The following is a 15,673-nucleotide window of genomic DNA, read 5'->3' as shown; positions in this document are numbered from 1 at the left end:
TGTCAGCCTCTTTTGGTTCAGTTCTCTCATTGTGATTGACTGGTATGAAGGATGTTCGATTTATTCTCTAGATTGCATTTATACCCAGCGGCCGCCACGAAATACAGGTTCAAATGTCCCGTCTTCCAGCTCGCCGTCAATGTCCAGTTCTGCTGATCCGATCATGAAATCGACATGAGTCAGACTTACATTGGCACCGTGTGCGAGCAGCTCTTCCTTGCTCATCTTCGTGCCGCCTTCGATGTTGACGGGATAGGCACTGCCCAGTGCGAAGTGGCAGGATGCGTTCTCATCGATACCTGTGTTATAGAAGACGCGATTCAGCTGGGAGATAGGCGAGTCATGCGGAACGAGCGCCATTTCACCAAGATAAGATGCTCCCTCGTCGGTCTCCAGCAGTGTTGTGAGGTGCTCCCGGCCGGATTCTGCTTCATATTCAACTACTTTGCCGTCCTTAAAGGTAAGCTTAATCCCTTCAACAAGACGACCGTTCAGATTAAGCGGAAGCGTGCTGGTAACCGTTCCGTTCACGCCTGTACGGTGAGGCATCGTATAGATTTCCTCTGTCGGCATATTCGCTACAAAATACACACCAGCCTCATTCTCGTCACCGCCTCCGAGCCAGAGGTAACCCTCAGGCATTTGGATGCGCAGATCGGTTCCCGGCGCACGATAGTGAAAGCTCTTGTAACGTTTGCCATTCATATGATGCTGGCGCTCTTTCAATCGGGAGATATGCTCCCGCCATGCCGCAACCGGATCATCGCTGCCAACACGGTTCATCTGGAATACTGCTTCCCACATAGCTGGAATACGTTCTTCTTCGGGAAGATCCGCAAATACTTTATCAGCCCAGGCGCGGGTAGGAGCCTTAATGAGTGACCAGCTGATTTTATTGTTTCGCACGTATCCCTGGTATTTCTCGTTAGCCACAGCAGCAGCTTTAACCGCGGTGGATACTTTGTTGGAATCAATTCCGCGGAACAGCTCGGGGTCCGGAACCTTGATCCGCAGCAGGGCTCCTCCTGCTTCAGCAAGCTGCTGCATGGCATCCGCCTGCCATTGCGGATAATATCCGAAAGAATCATCGGCTGCTCTTTCATAGCGAATGCGAGTGATCTTCTCATCGTCCCAGTCGACCTGAACGTATTTGGCGCCTGCATCATAAGCTTTGGCTACGATGTGGCGTGTTAATTCTATTGTTTCGATTGGTGCATTGACAAGCAGCACTTGGCCAGGCTGAATATTAACGCCTACTTTGACGACCAGCTCTGCGTATTTCTCCAGATTTTTGTCAAAATGGTCCATATGTAGTATTCCTCCATTTCAGATATCCATTTCATTCTAACATGTGGCCGACAGCCATCCAAGCATGCCCCACATATGCCTTGCGCACAGGGATTAATCTCCCATATTAATTCTTCATTTATTAAAGTCTCGCTTTCTAAATCGAGGAACTCTAACAGGAAGGCGCATGCGCACGATGCGGCGTTTCGTGCCTGACCCAATAGGATGGAATGCTAAATGAAATATTCGTTTCTTATTTCCGTCATTTTTTATATAATATATATGATTTACCATTTATTTCATCAAATAGTGTGCTGATTTCTTTACGATTCTTTCGCAGAGAGGAGGTGAAAATAATGAAAAGAGTAGTTTTATTAGTCCTCATTGCGATGCTAGCTTTCTCCAGCTCGGCTTCTGCCGCATATACTGCGGAATCACAAGAGACGAGATATGGCTCGGTGAATCACTATAAATATGCCTACGAAGTGTCTGTTACGGGACAACCGAATACCGAAGTAACTGTCACTTTGATGTACAAAGGACCTTCGGGACAACGTGAACCTGTCTATGGTTCTGACGTCACCGTTACACTTGACTCCAGCGGAAGCGCAGTGATTTATGGTCCCGATCTTTATTGCTGCTCTGCAACGTATTCAAATCCTTACGCTAATCCTGTAGTTGTACAAGCCCAATTTGAAGGCAACGAAGGAACCGTTAATTGGTTTTATTTGCACGCTAAATATTAGTACTGTTGCCGCATCGTAAGCGGGTTTGGGGGTTGTGACAGGCTGCTGAGAGGCAGCTGTTGCGGCCCTCTTTGATCTTTTCGTTCAACAGCATGCAGATAAGAACTTTAGGCAAGCAGTTTTTGGACTTGAAAGCAATATGGCGTTTTCCGGTTAAGATCAGATGTGTTTACGAATGGGGAGGCTGCTGCCAAGCCTCTTATGAAATCCGTTTTGCCTTTTAAGTATGCGAAAAAGGAGAAAAGTTAGATACATCATTAAGCATCCTGTTGGGTGCTTTTTCTTTGCATGCTTCAAACCCTTCTCATAATAAGTTAATATTGTATGGAAAAAGAAATGTGGACTGGCAGATTGAATTGAAAGAACTAATATCTTGTAATATATATAATGCAATCCAAATTAATCAACAGAGGAGGCGGGGTCATGACGAGAATTGCTTTGATTGCTGATATACACGGAAACATCCCTGCATTAGAGGCCGTTCTGAAGGATATCCAGCAGCGTGAAATCAATGCGATATACTGCCTTGGTGACTTGATTGGCAAAGGCCCGCATGGAGATATTGCGGTTGATATGGTGAGAGCCCAATGCCAGCAGGTTATCAGGGGGAACTGGGATGACTTTATCGGCAAGGAAACCGACGACCCAACTCTGTTATGGCATCAGAATAGATTGGGAAGCGAGAGGCTTCAGTATCTTGCGAGTCTTCCCTTCACGATAGAATTTATGATGAGCGGCAAATGGATCCGATTATTTCATGCTTCGCCTCGCAGCGTGTATGAGCGGATTCAGCCTTGGGATGACCAGGAGAAACGGGCTACCCTGTTTGATAGTTCTCCTCTATGCACAAGTCCTAGAATAGCAGATGTCGCCGGTTATGCGGATATTCACAATGCATTTCAAGAGCATCTGGAGGGAAGAACTCTGTTTAATACCGGCAGCGTCGGGAATCCCCTTGAATTGCCTGAAGCTTCTTATGTCATTCTGGAAGGGACCTATGATAGCGAAATTCCAGCTCCGCTGAATATTCAATTCATTCGGGTGCCTTACCCCATAGAGCAGGCGGTACAGGATGCTCTTCAGTCCGGAATGCCTCATCCTGAAGAGTACATACTTGAGATCAGAACAGGGCGATACCAGGTCAAAAAATAGGAATGACAGAGAAAACTTAGGTAGTTTGCGGAAAATACCCAGAATGTGAGGCGGTCTAAAATCTAATATTCATGGAGATGGAACATGAAGAATATACAATTGGTCCTTGATGTTGCCGGTGTATTAATCACAAACTTCTCACCTGGATTCTGGGATGAAACTGCACGTGTCAGCGAAATCACTTATGAAGAGTTGAAACGCCTGTTTGCCGCAGAAATACGCAAGCCGCTATGGACCGGACAAATAGGCGAAGAGGACTTCTGGCTTTGGCTAGCAAGATACTGTCCGATAGAACCATTAGAACTGAAAAAGCAATTGTTCAATAATCTCAAAACTATGCGAGCCTTCGATTTGATTCCAAAATGGAGTGAGCAAGCTGACATCCATCTACTCAGTAATCACAGATCAGAATGGTTGGAAGTGCTGCTTGCGCCAATTCAGCCTTATCTCACCAGTGTCACGATTTCAAGTGAGGCGGGGCGCTGTAAGCCGGATCTTCAATTTTATCATATCATTGCATCCAAACTGGCTTCAGGAAGCAACATCATTTATGTAGATGATCAAATGAGAAATTTGGCTCCAGCCGAGTCATTGTCATGGACTCCTGTCTTGGCCGATTCCGACGGTAAATGGATTCGATTTATCGAGGAGAAGCTGGAAGCATGGAATGCGACGATCAGCTAACCATCAGATCATTGGGCGAGGCATAGGATACTTGAAATATTTAGAATGATAATAAAAGACCTCCGGGCATCATCAATCATGATGCACACGGAGGTCTTCGACATGTATTATTGTTGGTTCTCGGAATTATGACCCTCGTTAGGCTGTTGTTCAAACACTTCAGCTGCTTCTTCAGCCGAGAACTCGACGTCAAAATCACCTGGAAGCGGCATTTTGTTTAATTTAGTCGTTTGTACTTCTGCTTTGGTTGGTTCATTGCTATTACGGTTTTCTTTGCTCATATTGGCACCTCCCTTATCAAATACGACTTCTGTATTTTGCCAATCCTGTCCTCATATTATGCAGTAAAAAAAGCAGCAAGGCAGGAGTTTTTCCATACAGGATAAGCGATTTTTTACACAGCAAATTACGAGCTACCTATTCAAGGAATGCCTGTTTCTCTGCTATCATAGGAGTAATCTTTGAAATTTTCGTGGATATCAGGTTTGGAATAACAGAACGGAGAATGCCATATGAGTAAGTCTTATTCATTCTATCCTCTCGGAGATGCAGCGGTTCTCATTCAATTCCCAGATATCGTCAGCGAGGAGGTTCATCGGCAAGTCACAGCGGCCGTAAAGGCGCTGGAACAAATGCCGTTTCTAGGCTGGGTCGAGAGTATTCCTTCATTTACCAGCATTGCGGTGTACTATGATCCTCGTAAGATCATAAAGCCTGATGGCTACGACACGGTGTATGCTTATGTTTGTAACATGCTGGAGCAGCTGATCGATACCGATGCAGCAGCAGAGAATGGCGGCGCGGATAAAGAGATTGTTGAGATACCCGTTTGTTATGGAGGCGATTATGGTCCGGATCTGGACGAAGTAGCGCAGACGAATGGACTTTTACCTGAAGAGGTTATTCGGCTTCATTGCGGACAGGATTACCTCATTTATGCGATCGGATTCGCGCCAGGTTTCCCCTATGTCGGAGGGGTTTCGGAGAAGATCGCAACACCGCGGAAGAAGACGCCGCGCTTGCGTATTCCAGCGGGTTCCGTAGGAATCGCGGGTATGCAAACCGGCATTTATCCGATTGAGACACCTGGCGGTTGGCAGATCATCGGGCGAACACCGCTTGCTTTGTTTCAGCCGGAAGCTCAGTCGCCGACGTTGTTGAACAGTGGGCAGTATATCCGGTTTCGGCCAATTGCAGCGGAGGAGTATGAACATCTGAGGGAAGTGATTGTATGAGTATAACCGTCATCAAGCCGGGACTGCTTGTTACCCTCCAAGATACTGGGCGATATGGTTATGGTAAACACGGAATTAGCCCGGCGGGGGCCATGGACAGCTTTGCTTGCCTCATTGCCAATCGGCTGGTCGGTAATGAAGATGAACAGGGTACTCTGGAAATTACATGGTCGGGATTCGTCGTGGAATTCCAGCGTTCCTTGTGGATTTCGATAACAGGTGGAGATCTGACGCCAACCATTGACGGAGAGAGGGTTCCGATGTGGCGCCCCGTGTTGATTAAGGCTGGCAGCTGCTTGAGCTTTCAACAGCCGGTTTCTGGCTGCCGTGCATATCTTGCCGTGTCGGGCGGATTTGATGTTCCAATCATGATGAACAGTTACAGTACATATCTAAGGGCTGGCATCGGAGGTTATGAGGGGAGAGCTCTGAAGAAAGGAGATACGCTGTCTGTTCACCCTTCCAAGATCTCGCTAGATGCTCCGGGACGATTTCTTGTTGAATATGGCAGTTTTTTCACCGTGAGATGGTCTGTTTCAGCAGGCGGGTATACTGACTCCAATCGGGAGACCGAGATACGTGTGCTTAAAGGACGCCAATATGATGACTTTGCCGAGTTGAGTCAGCAGGCTTTGTTCGATGAATGCTTCACTGTAACTCCGCAATCGGATCGCATGGGTTATCGATTGTCTGGCCCTACGCTTCGAGTAAGTCACTCCAACGAATACATATCTGAGCCGGTAGCCCTCGGCACGGTTCAGGTACCAGCTGATGGCCAGCTGATCATTCTCATGGCGGATCGGCAGACGCTAGGAGGCTACCCGAAGATCGCACAGATTGCTTCTGTCGATGTTCCACTGCTTGCCCAGCTGCCAGCGGGAGGTAGGATCCGTTTCAAGGAAATATCCTTGCCAGAAGCAGAGCAGCTAAGCAGGGCCCGCATTCGAGAAGTTCGACTCATAGAAGCGATGATCAAAAGGAAACTGAAGGAGTGGTGAGTCAGCATGATTCATGTAGACCTGAACTGTGATATGGGGGAAAGTTACGGTGCCTACTCGTTAGGTAATGATATGGAGCTCCTTCACAGCATTACCTCTGCAAACATTGCCTGCGGTTATCATGCAGGTGATCCGGCCGTCATGCGAGCAACCGTTCGCCAGGCAATCGAGAAGGGGATCGCGATCGGAGCACATCCCGGTTTGCCGGATCTGGCAGGTTTCGGAAGAAGAAGGATGGATATTACGCCCGAAGAAGCTTATGATATGGTAACTTACCAGGTCGGCGCGCTAATGGCTTTTGCGATACAAGAGGGCTCCGGGCTTCAGCATGTGAAGCCTCACGGTGCTCTTTATAATATGGCAGCAGCCTCCAGGCCTCTTGCGGATGCGATTGCATCTGCAATTAACCGTCTTGATCCGACGCTTATCCTGTATGGATTGGCAGGCAGTGAGCTGATCAAGGCAGGGGAGGCTGCAGGACTTCGCACGGCAAGTGAAGTGTTTGCGGATCGTACATATCAGGAAGACGGTTCCCTCACGCCAAGAAATAAGCCGAATGCCATCATCACCGAGCTTGAAGATTCGATCGCACAGGTGGTCAGGATGGTCAAAGAACGTACGGTTGTTACACTGACGGGAAAGATGATACCGATCCAAGCAGACACGATCTGCATTCATGGAGACGGGGCAAATGCATCTTTATTTGCTCGTACCTTAAGAGCCAGACTTGAAGCGGAAGGCATGAGTGTACAAGCTTTTTTCTAAACGAGTATGGTCTACAAGATGGCCGCTGTCCAAGCATGCCGAACCAAGCATCGTGCTCACAGGGAGAGTACGCAGATTTTTGCGGTTTTTATACAAGACAAGATAAGCTCAATAATCACAAGAACAGGAGCCTGATTGAATGAAGAAAATATTGATTTCGGGGTTTGAACCCTTTGGAGGAGATTCAGTTAATCCTACGGAAAGGCTCATCGAGGAGATTAGCTCTATTTCTTTTGCTGATGCAGAAATTAAAACGATTCTACTTCCCGTTCATTACGACGAGTGCGCTGATATTCTCTTGAAGGAGATGAATCTATACCAACCTGATGCCGTCATTGCTTGTGGCGTTGCGGGTGGCCGAACAGCTATCACACCTGAACGAATTGCTGTTAACATTAAGGATATACCTCCGGAAGTCAAAATTACGGATAATCGGGGAGCCAAACCGCAGGATGAACTCATTGATCCCAATGGTCCTGATGGATTATTCTCCACGCTGCCGATCCGCTCCATGGTGACTCGACTCAAGGAAGTGGGGATTCCGGCAACGGTGTCCAACACAGCAGGAACTTATATCTGTAACAATACGATGTACGCCGTTTTAAACGAAATCCGGATGCGGCAGCATAAGACGATTGGCGGCTTCGTGCATTTTCCGGCTTCAACCGAGATGGCTGTAGAGAAGCCTTCCTTGCCGACATTGTCCCATGAAATGATGTTGAATGGGCTTAGGATCATCATACAGACCACGATTGACCAATTAATCGAACACTCGTAGTGCGTGCTATTAGAATTTAAGCAGTATCCTGTAATCACAATTCCTTTACTTATTTGAGAATCATAAAAATCCCGCAATCCGCTTTCCATGAGGACATGGTAGGGCAGGATTGCGGGATTTATTTATCTGGTTACATTCGTTCAGGCTTTCTCGAAACAGCTTGATCTTCGATCACCGGGATGCAAGGGGAGAGGAACGGGTCGCGTTGGTCCTGTAATTGGCCGCGGGACAACACTTGAACACGGAATTCGTTATCGAAACCTTCCATATTCTCATCATCCCTGGTGTACAGAAGACCGTATGAACCCGGAGCAATCTCTCCAATCCATTGGTACAATTCTACAATCTCGTCAGCCTCTTTTTCCCTGCGATTCGTAAAGCCTCCGACATGAAGATAATAGGAGCCGTTAGCCGCATTCAAGGAAAGCAACCCGCTGCCCCAGGCAAACTCGGTAATCTTAAGCTGGATTTTCTGAATGATGATGTCGAGCTGCTCCTGATCCGATTCAGCAGGATTCTGCCGGATCGTAGCCCAGCCGTGAAATTCAAACATGAAATCGCTCTCCTTGTCGTTATAATAGATTGATCTGTCCTCAGCTCTACTATTGCTGCTAATAAACAGTTTTCCTTATACTTACACAACGGTGCTTCTCCCTGAAACAGTTCCTTTATTCCCTGATGTGTTTTGTTCCAAAAATTGTCCCTATTTTTGCAATAGAAAAAACCTCCTCTAGGCAGGTCCGGAAGAGAAAGTTCCAGACAGCCAGAGAAGGTTTGGGTAGATCATTTATATTTGACGACAATTGCATTACTGATTTGCCGGCCAGGCGTAGTCAGGTAAGACCCGTTATAATACAAACCGCTGGAGGCACCGCCATCCAGATTCATCGCTTGATATGCGCCAGCTTGCTTCATGATTTCTGCCAGTTGGGGAATGGTTGCCCCGCCTGTCGTTAACAGAATCAGCTTATGATCCTTCGTGATGCCAAGCGCGCTTCGTGCTCCGCCGCCTGTCAGAATTTTTGGATCCTTGAATCCTTCCTTCTTGACGTCTAGCGTCACTTTGCCATCTGTCAGCAGACGAGGACCGGCTTGAAGAGCTCCTTCCATATGTCCGGCTTCGTAGACGGATTTGAAATCAAGTCCTGGCATCATAGAAGCCAGATTGTTGCTGTCGTAAGTAAAGATGGTCCGATTATCGCCTGAGGCTTTGTGAAAGATGTTCCCCTTACTGACTAAATATCCGTACGGAGCCTTATATGAACCAGAAGTATAAGCATCAAAGTATGTACCGTTAATAGCCACGAGTGCATTACTGCGCTTCGCTATACTGCGCAAATCCTCAACTTTTCCAGCTTTATTGCCTGCAAGGACAACATCAAGCTCCACTTTCGGGTGAAGAAGTGAAACGGTAACAACCTGCGCGCTGAACGAGCGCGACCCTACTTTGAAGGTTTTCCTAGCTGTAGTTACGGGTTTGGATTGGCTGGATATCATGGTTCCCGATATAACAGGCAGGGTATTAGCCACACTGCCATCCGTGATTTTCAAGGTAGATCTGTTCTTGCCCCAAGATAATGTTAATCCAAGGTGTTGGCTGACAAATTGCACCGGAACGTATGTCGAGCCATTCTCTGAGAACGGAGCTGCGTTGGCTTGAACCTGCTTGCCGTTAATATATGCTTTTCGACTACCCAAATAGAGCGTAAGCGCTGTATCTTCGCGTGTAATATCTAGCTTCTTCTCGGCAGGGGTATAAACGACATTCACTCCATCATAGGTTTTGAGAACCCCAACCGAAATATAGGAGTGGCTGTTCTTGTCGACGTAAGCTAGATTCTTGGGCGGTGATGCAGCATACAGTGGTGTGATTACCATCAGCATAGCTAGTAATACGATTGCAATGATTCTTCTCATGTTTCCTCTTAAGCTCCTTTTCTCATCTGTGTCTGTATTGAGCCGCGCAGTTGCTGCGCCTATTTTTTATCGGATGATCAGGACTATTTATTTAGTTCAAAAGTCTGGGTTCTCGTTTATTTTTGTTAAAAAGTGTCGGTAAACCATTGACAATACACTTAGCCTCTTGTATGGTTAATTACATGAGTAACTAACCAGTTATGCAAATAAGGTCATAATTGAAAGTGGTGAGGTAAATGGCATTTCAGATTGATGATAGCAGGCCAATATTCATGCAAATTGCGGACAAAATTGAAGACGACATCATAGAAGCACGACTGCCTGAAGAGACACAGGTTCCATCAACAAATCAGTTTGCGGCCTTTTACCAGATCAATCCAGCTACAGCTGCCAAGGGTGTCAATCTTTTGGTAGATCAAGGAATTCTGTATAAGAAACGGGGGATTGGCATGTTTGTAGCTTCAGGAGCTCGTGAACAGCTGATGGAGAAGCGGAAGACGGAGTTCTATGAACAGTATGTTGTTTCCATGGTTAAGGAAGCAGCTAAGCTGGGCATTACCAAAGATCAATTATCGGAAATGATCCGCAGAGGGGAGCAAGACTGATGAGCCAAACCGTGATCGAAGTCAAGAATCTGAGTAAGGTGTACAAGGATACAACAGCCGTCGATAATGTGAGCTTCAAAATCGAAGCAAATAAGATTTATGGTTTACTGGGGAGAAATGGAGCCGGTAAAACAACCATCATGAACATGATTACAGCACAGCTATTCGCAACGCAAGGAGAGATCCGAGTATTCGGAGAGCATCCTTATGAAAACAGTAGCGTCATTCAACAGGTATGTTTTATTAAGGAAGGCCAGAAGTATCCGGATTTATATACGGTTAGGGATGTCATGGAAACGGCAGCCGACGTTTATCCGAACTGGGATACGGTATATGCCAAGGAACTGATCGATGTATTTCGATTGCCAATGAAGCGGCTTGTAAAAAAATTATCCCGGGGTATGCTGTCTTCAGTAGGTATCATCGTCGGGCTTGCCAGCCGCGCGCCCATCACGGTTTTTGATGAGCCATATCTCGGATTGGATGCAGTAGCCAGAGAGCTGTTCTATGATCAATTGATCGAGGATTACACCAATCATCCGCGTACCATTATTCTGTCCACTCATCTGATTGATGAGGTTAGCAGACTGCTGGAGCATATCATCGTAATAGATGGCGGAAAAATATTGCTGGACACGGATACAGATGAACTGCGTGGACGCACTTATACCGTAATCGGACAACAATCTGAGGTTGAGTCCTTCATACAAGGCCGGGAAGTCATCCATCGGGAAATGTTGGGGTCGACGGTTTCGGCGACGGTGATGGGAACCTCAGAAACTGCTGTGAAACAAGAAGCTAAACAAGCTGGCTTGGAAACGGCGCCTGTATCCCTGCAACAATTAATTGTTCATTTAACGAGAAACGGAAAGGTGGCGAACCGCTGATGAGAGGAATATCCAGTGTTATGAAGATTCATCTAAGGCATAAACTAAGTTGGTTCTATTTGCCTTGGATCATCATTTCCTTCAACTTCTTGGTTAATCTGCTGATCAGCGTGCTGATTGACGGGGAGACATTATACACAGGTGGTCTAGGGGCGATCTATATATTTATGTTTGTTACCTCATTGGTCACAGCAGTGCAGTTGTTTCCTTTTTCTATGGGGTTTAGCATACGGAGAATGGACTTTTTCCTGGGGACTTTTGTCTTTATTCTATTGATCAGTATATTTAGCTCGGCTGCGCTGGTGGTGCTCTCCTACGTTGAGGTATGGAGTGGGGCATGGGGGGATACGGTCCATTTCTTCCATCTACCATATCTCAATGATGGATCATGGCTCGTCCAATTTGTTGTGAATCTCATATTGCTCATGATGTTTGCTATGTTAGGCTTTGGTATTGGTGCGTTTTTCTTAAGATTCAGAGGGCTCAGAACTTTTATCATGCTAGCCGCTGTAATGATTATTATCTCCGGCTTGAGCTTAATCGCGATGCGGTATGAATGGTGGGGAACGATCTTTATATGGTTTACTAAGCAAACTGCATTTGATCTGACACTATGGATCATTCCGATTGTGCTGACCCTGACGGTGTGTTCTCGTCAGTTTCTGCGTAAGTCAACGGTGTAGTGACTGCTTAGTAACAAATAGATGCTTCTGAAACGCTCCGTGTACGAAACATTCCTGTTAACGCTGTTACACCAAGTAAAAGACGTCCGATTACTCGGACGTCTTTTGTTTGGGCTTCTTTTTAGTTACAGCCTTCGCTCCTGCAAGTGTAGTACCCTGAGGGAACAAGAGCCATGGATGTTTGGAAGTGCCGATCTCCTGCGAGGTGTAGATGCCGGTATGTCCCGAGAACAAATAGCTGATAACACAGGCCATAAACATATATACAGCGCCTTCCCCTCCGAACAGTTCAATTCCCATGATAAAGCAAGCAATCGGGGTGTTCGTTGCTCCGCAAAAAACAGCGATAAATCCCAAGGCAGCCAGGAAAGGCGCATACAATCCGACCCATCCTGATAAAGCGTTGCCCAGTGTCGACCCTATGGCAAACAGCGGGGTTACCTCACCGCCCTGGAACCCTGCTCCAAGCGTGAGCGAAGTGAATATAATTTTTCCCAGAAAAGCAAATGGCGACACATCGCCAGCGAAGGATTCTTCAATCAGGGGAATGCCGAGACCCAGATAGTCTCGTGTACCGAGCAAATAAACCAGTCCAATGATGATGACGCCGCCTACAGCGCTCTTTATCATTGGATTTGCGAAGAAATAGCTGTACCAACGCTTCAGGGCATGGGTCAACTCACTGAAAAGTCTGCTTGTCAGGCCAAAGAGAATGGAGACTAGAATGACCTTTAGTAACACGATCAAGCTCAGCGCAGGAATTTCTCCGATCGGATAATGCAAATGAGTAACACCCCATAAAGAAGTTGCGGTTATGTTTCCGACCACGCTGGCCACGAATGCCGGGAGCAATGCCTGGTGTGAAATCAATCCGATGGCAAGCACTTCTAGACCAAACAGCGTTCCTGCAAGCGGCGTACCGAAGATGGAGCCGAAACCACCGCTGATCCCGCATATAAGCAGTATTTTTCGATCCAGCGGCTTGACCCGAAGAAGCTTACCTAGCCCCTCCGATAAACTGCCCCCCATCTGGACTGCGGTGCCTTCCCGTCCTGCGGAGCCTCCAAACAGATGCGTAATCAGTGTTCCGATCAGAACCAATGGAGCCATACGGAAGGGAATAGACTCGTTTCCGCCATGGATCTGCTCGATAATCAGATTATTTCCTTTGGTACTGCTCTTGCCATATTTGTAGTACAGGAAGCTGACGAATGCACCTCCTATCGGTAGGAGGAGGAGAAGCCATGGGTTGTCCACACGAAGGGAAGTTACATAATCCAGGCTATACAGAAAAAAGGCGGAAGCGCTTCCGATCAACAGCCCTGCCAAGCTCCCGAGAAATATCCATTTGATCAAGTATCCAGATAGCATTGCGTAAGACCACTGGTTGATCTGTTCAAACCTTTTCTTCATCATGTAAACTCACCCGTTTCTGTAAATTCGCCGCTACCCTCTCTATACACAAACAGACTCCTACCAGGGAAACAACCTCTGGTAGGAGTCATTAGCTATGAAAGCGGTTATGGCGAACTCCATCGCCTCATACAATTTGCATTTATTGTAATGGAATATAGGTTTCTATGTCAATGGCACAATCCATAGGAGCGGAGCTTTTTATTGAGTCCAAAGAAGTATCACTTTTTTTGGAAAAAAATCTTGGGCATGGACTTTTTTCAGATAAGAACTTGAATATGTCCATGGACGAAGGAAGAGCTTTATTTTATAGTTACAAATGATAATGAGAATCAATATCATAGTATTGAGGGGAAAATGATGTCATCAAACATGTCCAATCCAAGTCTTACAGATTCCAAGACCCACGTTAAACTCAAGGGGCGACCATGGGCTGCGACCCTGATTCTTACGGGAGGCGTGGCAGCGCTGGTGCTTGGCATAGCTTTATCGATCTCGCTCGGAGCGGCTGAGATTGATCTGCGAAATGTATGGGAGGCGGTGTTCTTCTTTAATCCTGATGTGACGGAGCATCAGATCATAAAGGAACTGCGCTTGCCGAGGGTTCTCGGTGGGGCAATGGTAGGCGCCTGCTTTGCCGTATCGGGTGCGATCATGCAGGGGATGACCCGCAATCCGCTCGCTGATTCAGGTTTGCTTGGTTTAAATGCGGGAGCTGGTTTTGCCATTGCCCTCTGTTTTTCGTTTTTTCCAGGACTGCCTTATATGTATCTGATTCTGTTCTCATTCCTTGGAGCAGGATTAGGTGTGGTCCTCGTCTATGGGGTCAGTTCCATGGCAAAAGGGGGGCTAACACCGGTACGCCTCGTTCTTGCGGGTGCTGCCCTTAGTGCTTTGTTAAGTGCGCTTAGCGAGGGCATTGCATTGTATTTTCAGGTCGGACAGGACATGGCATTCTGGTATGCCGGCGGAACCGCGGGGATTAAATGGTTCCATCTGAAGATTATGCTGCCATGGATCGTCGTTGCTATATTAGGAGCTATTGGATTGTCACGCTCTATTACCATGCTAAGCCTTGGCGATGAGATCGCCCGCGGGCTCGGGCAGCGGACGGGACTCGTCAAGCTGGCCGGAACGGTGATTGTGCTGGTGCTGGCAGGGGCTGCCGTCTCGGTTGTCGGTGCGGTAGGCTTTGTCGGTCTCATGATTCCGCACGTCACCCGGAAGCTGGTCGGTGTGGATTATCGCCTCATCATTCCTTGCTCGGCGGTTCTTGGGAGCTTACTGGTCGTCATTGCCGACCTGGCAGCACGGATGGTGAACCCTCCATACGAGACACCGGTGGGCTCTATCATCGCGTTGATCGGGGTGCCCTTCTTCCTCTACCTGGCACGCAAAGAAAGGAGGGAACTGTAAAATGGAGACCGTCACAAACACCATGCATGGGCGAAAAGACAAAAAACGCAAAATCATCATCCTGTCTATGCTGGCTGCACTGATCGTTTTGATATTTCTGATCAGTATGAACACGGGCGTCATTCGTTTATCGCCGCTTGAGGTCATAAAAACACTGTTTGGGAGCGGGACGGATAAGCAGGAGCTGGTGCTGTTCGAATTTCGCTTGCCGCGGATCGTTATCTCGCTGCTTATTGGGGCCGGGTTAGCGATATCGGGATGTGTAATGCAGGGAATATCCCGTAATGAGCTGGCGGATCCGGGAATCTTGGGGATTAATGCAGGAGCAGGCTTGATGGTGATGCTGTTCATTTCATTTTTCCCAAGTACGACGGCGGCCCCTGTCTATCTACTGCCGGTGCTTGCATTGATTGGGGCGAGCTTAACCGCTGCATTAATATGCGTGCTGGCCTATAAGAAGAATGAAGGCTTTAAGCCGACGGGGCTGCTATTAACGGGGATTGCCGTTGCGGCTGGCATCAGTGCGGCTATGATCGTGCTAACGCTGCGCTTGAGTCCTGAAAAATATCAGTTTGTTGCCACATGGTTAGCGGGCAGCATCTGGGGTTCGAGCTGGAAGTTTGTATTGGCTTTGCTCCCATGGATTCTTGTGCTTCTGCCCTTCGTCATGTATAAAGCGCAGGTGATGAACGTTCTCAATCTTGGAGAACCGATGGCAACCGGACTCGGTGCTCACGTCACCAGGGAGCAGCTGAAACTGCTGGCAGCGGCGGTTGGCTTGGCGGCCTCCTGCGTCGCGGTAAGCGGCGGCATTGGATTTGTCGGACTTATCGCACCCCACCTGTCCAGACGGTTGGTCGGTGCGAAGCATCAGATGCTGCTGCCGGTAACGGCGCTGGTCGGTGCACTGCTGGTTATCACAGCAGATACCCTTGGACGTTGGCTCATTCAGCCTTCTGAGATTCCGACGGGGGTCGTGGTTGCGGTGATCGGTGCTCCCTATTTTCTGTACCTGTTATCCAGGTCGAGAGCTTAATAAGGATAAGTTCGTGACGGATCTAAATATGGGCGATTATTAAAAGGAAGGACTTGCTCATTTCTATAACG

The 15,673-nt window shown here is 47.6% G+C and carries 17 protein-coding genes and 1 riboswitch; of the genes, 12 read left to right on the top strand and 5 right to left on the bottom strand.

Annotated features, from left to right (window positions below):
• Positions 1 to 78 precede the first annotated feature (78 nt).
• Positions 79 to 1,308, bottom strand: coding sequence for an aminopeptidase (locus ABEQ74_RS03350; RefSeq protein ID WP_430119446.1), 1,230 nt, complete (start codon positions 1,306 to 1,308; stop codon positions 79 to 81).
• Positions 1,309 to 1,643: 335 nt separating this feature from the next.
• On the opposite strand from ABEQ74_RS03350, the gene ABEQ74_RS03345 reads away from it, so the two are divergent.
• The 3 genes from ABEQ74_RS03345 (at position 1,644) to ABEQ74_RS03335 (ending at position 3,869) form a co-directional block, all read left to right on the top strand.
• On the top strand, positions 1,644 to 2,033 hold the full coding sequence (locus tag ABEQ74_RS03345; RefSeq protein WP_430119444.1) for a hypothetical protein: 390 nt from the start codon (positions 1,644 to 1,646) through the stop codon (positions 2,031 to 2,033).
• Between the two features lie 423 nt (positions 2,034 to 2,456).
• Complete coding sequence (locus ABEQ74_RS03340; RefSeq protein ID WP_430119442.1) at positions 2,457 to 3,185, top strand: metallophosphoesterase family protein; 729 nt, start codon at positions 2,457 to 2,459, stop codon at positions 3,183 to 3,185.
• A gap of 84 nt (positions 3,186 to 3,269) precedes the next feature.
• On the top strand, positions 3,270 to 3,869 hold the full coding sequence (locus ABEQ74_RS03335; RefSeq protein WP_430119439.1) for a haloacid dehalogenase: 600 nt from the start codon (positions 3,270 to 3,272) through the stop codon (positions 3,867 to 3,869).
• 107 nt (positions 3,870 to 3,976) lie between these two features.
• On the opposite strand, the gene ABEQ74_RS03330 is transcribed toward ABEQ74_RS03335, so the two are convergent.
• The gene (locus ABEQ74_RS03330; RefSeq protein WP_430119437.1) at positions 3,977 to 4,150 is read right to left on the bottom strand and encodes a hypothetical protein; all 174 of its coding nucleotides are present in this window, start codon (positions 4,148 to 4,150) and stop codon (positions 3,977 to 3,979) included.
• Positions 4,151 to 4,381: 231 nt separating this feature from the next.
• On the opposite strand from ABEQ74_RS03330, the gene pxpB reads away from it, so the two are divergent.
• The 4 genes from pxpB to ABEQ74_RS03310 all read left to right on the top strand — a co-directional run bounded on the left by pxpB (position 4,382) and on the right by ABEQ74_RS03310 (position 7,645).
• Entirely contained in the window at positions 4,382 to 5,104 is a 723-nt protein-coding gene (gene pxpB / locus ABEQ74_RS03325) for a 5-oxoprolinase subunit PxpB (RefSeq protein ID WP_430119434.1), read from the top strand.
• The gene (locus tag ABEQ74_RS03320) at positions 5,101 to 6,102 is read left to right on the top strand and encodes a biotin-dependent carboxyltransferase family protein (protein ID WP_430119431.1); all 1,002 of its coding nucleotides are present in this window, start codon (positions 5,101 to 5,103) and stop codon (positions 6,100 to 6,102) included. The genes pxpB and ABEQ74_RS03320 overlap by 4 nt, the downstream gene beginning before the upstream one ends.
• Before the next feature lie 6 nt (positions 6,103 to 6,108).
• Positions 6,109 to 6,867: a LamB/YcsF family protein gene (locus ABEQ74_RS03315; RefSeq protein ID WP_430119428.1), complete on the top strand. Its 759-nt coding sequence runs from the start codon at positions 6,109 to 6,111 to the stop codon at positions 6,865 to 6,867.
• Positions 6,868 to 7,006: 139 nt separating this feature from the next.
• On the top strand, positions 7,007 to 7,645 hold the full coding sequence (locus tag ABEQ74_RS03310; protein ID WP_430119426.1) for a pyroglutamyl-peptidase I: 639 nt from the start codon (positions 7,007 to 7,009) through the stop codon (positions 7,643 to 7,645).
• A 130-nt stretch (positions 7,646 to 7,775) separates the two neighbouring features.
• Here the strand turns inward: ABEQ74_RS03310 and ABEQ74_RS03305 are convergent, their stop codons facing one another.
• Both ABEQ74_RS03305 and ABEQ74_RS03300 read right to left on the bottom strand, forming a co-directional pair.
• Positions 7,776 to 8,198 carry an Imm7 family immunity protein gene (locus tag ABEQ74_RS03305; RefSeq protein ID WP_430119423.1) on the bottom strand — a complete coding sequence of 141 codons (423 nt, stop codon included), beginning with the start codon at positions 8,196 to 8,198 and terminating at the stop codon, positions 7,776 to 7,778.
• Between the two features lie 230 nt (positions 8,199 to 8,428).
• Positions 8,429 to 9,562, bottom strand: a complete 1,134-nt coding sequence (locus ABEQ74_RS03300) for a phosphodiester glycosidase family protein (RefSeq protein ID WP_430119421.1) — start codon at positions 9,560 to 9,562, stop codon at positions 8,429 to 8,431.
• A gap of 236 nt (positions 9,563 to 9,798) precedes the next feature.
• Here ABEQ74_RS03300 and ABEQ74_RS03295 point away from each other — a divergent pair, with 236 nt between their 5' ends.
• Genes ABEQ74_RS03295 through ABEQ74_RS03285 form a run of 3 tightly spaced genes read left to right on the top strand, consistent with a single transcriptional unit; the run spans position 9,799 to position 11,737 of the window.
• On the top strand, positions 9,799 to 10,167 hold the full coding sequence (locus ABEQ74_RS03295; RefSeq protein WP_053492920.1) for a GntR family transcriptional regulator: 369 nt from the start codon (positions 9,799 to 9,801) through the stop codon (positions 10,165 to 10,167).
• Positions 10,167 to 11,054 (top strand): ABC transporter ATP-binding protein, encoded by an 888-nt coding sequence (locus tag ABEQ74_RS03290; protein ID WP_430119418.1) that lies wholly within the window; start codon positions 10,167 to 10,169, stop codon positions 11,052 to 11,054. Before ABEQ74_RS03295 ends, ABEQ74_RS03290 begins: the two co-directional genes overlap by 1 nt.
• The gene (locus ABEQ74_RS03285) at positions 11,054 to 11,737 is read left to right on the top strand and encodes a hypothetical protein (protein ID WP_430119416.1); all 684 of its coding nucleotides are present in this window, start codon (positions 11,054 to 11,056) and stop codon (positions 11,735 to 11,737) included. Before ABEQ74_RS03290 ends, ABEQ74_RS03285 begins: the two co-directional genes overlap by 1 nt.
• A gap of 90 nt (positions 11,738 to 11,827) precedes the next feature.
• On the opposite strand, the gene ABEQ74_RS03280 is transcribed toward ABEQ74_RS03285, so the two are convergent.
• Positions 11,828 to 13,153: a voltage-gated chloride channel family protein gene (locus ABEQ74_RS03280; RefSeq protein ID WP_430119414.1), complete on the bottom strand. Its 1,326-nt coding sequence runs from the start codon at positions 13,151 to 13,153 to the stop codon at positions 11,828 to 11,830.
• A gap of 72 nt (positions 13,154 to 13,225) precedes the next feature.
• Positions 13,226 to 13,286, bottom strand: a riboswitch (Fluoride riboswitch).
• A gap of 224 nt (positions 13,287 to 13,510) precedes the next feature.
• On the opposite strand from ABEQ74_RS03280, the gene ABEQ74_RS03275 reads away from it, so the two are divergent.
• Together ABEQ74_RS03275 and ABEQ74_RS03270 are read left to right on the top strand one after the other, a co-directional pair.
• Positions 13,511 to 14,566: a FecCD family ABC transporter permease gene (locus ABEQ74_RS03275; RefSeq protein WP_430119411.1), complete on the top strand. Its 1,056-nt coding sequence runs from the start codon at positions 13,511 to 13,513 to the stop codon at positions 14,564 to 14,566.
• Between the two features lies 1 nt (position 14,567).
• Positions 14,568 to 15,602 carry a FecCD family ABC transporter permease gene (locus ABEQ74_RS03270; RefSeq protein WP_430119408.1) on the top strand — a complete coding sequence of 345 codons (1,035 nt, stop codon included), beginning with the start codon at positions 14,568 to 14,570 and terminating at the stop codon, positions 15,600 to 15,602.
• Positions 15,603 to 15,673: the final 71 nt, after the last annotated feature.

The organism is Paenibacillus solani, from assembly GCF_050475945.1.
GTDB lineage: Bacteria > Bacillota > Bacilli > Paenibacillales > Paenibacillaceae > Paenibacillus_AQ > Paenibacillus_AQ solani_A.
Note: the sequence above shows the minus strand (reverse complement) of the source record. Positions and strands in the feature narration are given on the sequence as shown.

Excerpts from the sequence above, each read along its gene's own strand:
- ABEQ74_RS03350 (WP_430119446.1), bottom strand. The coding sequence starts at position 1,308 with ATGGACCATTTTGACAAAAATCTGGAGAAATACGCAGAGCTGGTCGTC.
- ABEQ74_RS03345 (WP_430119444.1), top strand. The coding sequence starts at position 1,644 with ATGAAAAGAGTAGTTTTATTAGTCCTCATTGCGATGCTAGCTTTCTCC.
- ABEQ74_RS03340 (WP_430119442.1), top strand. The coding sequence starts at position 2,457 with ATGACGAGAATTGCTTTGATTGCTGATATACACGGAAACATCCCTGCA.
- ABEQ74_RS03335 (WP_430119439.1), top strand. The coding sequence starts at position 3,270 with ATGAAGAATATACAATTGGTCCTTGATGTTGCCGGTGTATTAATCACA.
- ABEQ74_RS03330 (WP_430119437.1), bottom strand. The coding sequence starts at position 4,150 with ATGAGCAAAGAAAACCGTAATAGCAATGAACCAACCAAAGCAGAAGTA.
- pxpB (WP_430119434.1), top strand. The coding sequence starts at position 4,382 with ATGAGTAAGTCTTATTCATTCTATCCTCTCGGAGATGCAGCGGTTCTC.
- ABEQ74_RS03320 (WP_430119431.1), top strand. The coding sequence starts at position 5,101 with ATGAGTATAACCGTCATCAAGCCGGGACTGCTTGTTACCCTCCAAGAT.
- ABEQ74_RS03315 (WP_430119428.1), top strand. The coding sequence starts at position 6,109 with ATGATTCATGTAGACCTGAACTGTGATATGGGGGAAAGTTACGGTGCC.
- ABEQ74_RS03310 (WP_430119426.1), top strand. The coding sequence starts at position 7,007 with ATGAAGAAAATATTGATTTCGGGGTTTGAACCCTTTGGAGGAGATTCA.
- ABEQ74_RS03305 (WP_430119423.1), bottom strand. The coding sequence starts at position 8,198 with ATGTTTGAATTTCACGGCTGGGCTACGATCCGGCAGAATCCTGCTGAA.
- ABEQ74_RS03300 (WP_430119421.1), bottom strand. The coding sequence starts at position 9,562 with ATGAGAAGAATCATTGCAATCGTATTACTAGCTATGCTGATGGTAATC.
- ABEQ74_RS03295 (WP_053492920.1), top strand. The coding sequence starts at position 9,799 with ATGGCATTTCAGATTGATGATAGCAGGCCAATATTCATGCAAATTGCG.
- ABEQ74_RS03290 (WP_430119418.1), top strand. The coding sequence starts at position 10,167 with ATGAGCCAAACCGTGATCGAAGTCAAGAATCTGAGTAAGGTGTACAAG.
- ABEQ74_RS03285 (WP_430119416.1), top strand. The coding sequence starts at position 11,054 with ATGAGAGGAATATCCAGTGTTATGAAGATTCATCTAAGGCATAAACTA.
- ABEQ74_RS03280 (WP_430119414.1), bottom strand. The coding sequence starts at position 13,153 with ATGATGAAGAAAAGGTTTGAACAGATCAACCAGTGGTCTTACGCAATG.
- ABEQ74_RS03275 (WP_430119411.1), top strand. The coding sequence starts at position 13,511 with ATGTCATCAAACATGTCCAATCCAAGTCTTACAGATTCCAAGACCCAC.
- ABEQ74_RS03270 (WP_430119408.1), top strand. The coding sequence starts at position 14,568 with ATGGAGACCGTCACAAACACCATGCATGGGCGAAAAGACAAAAAACGC.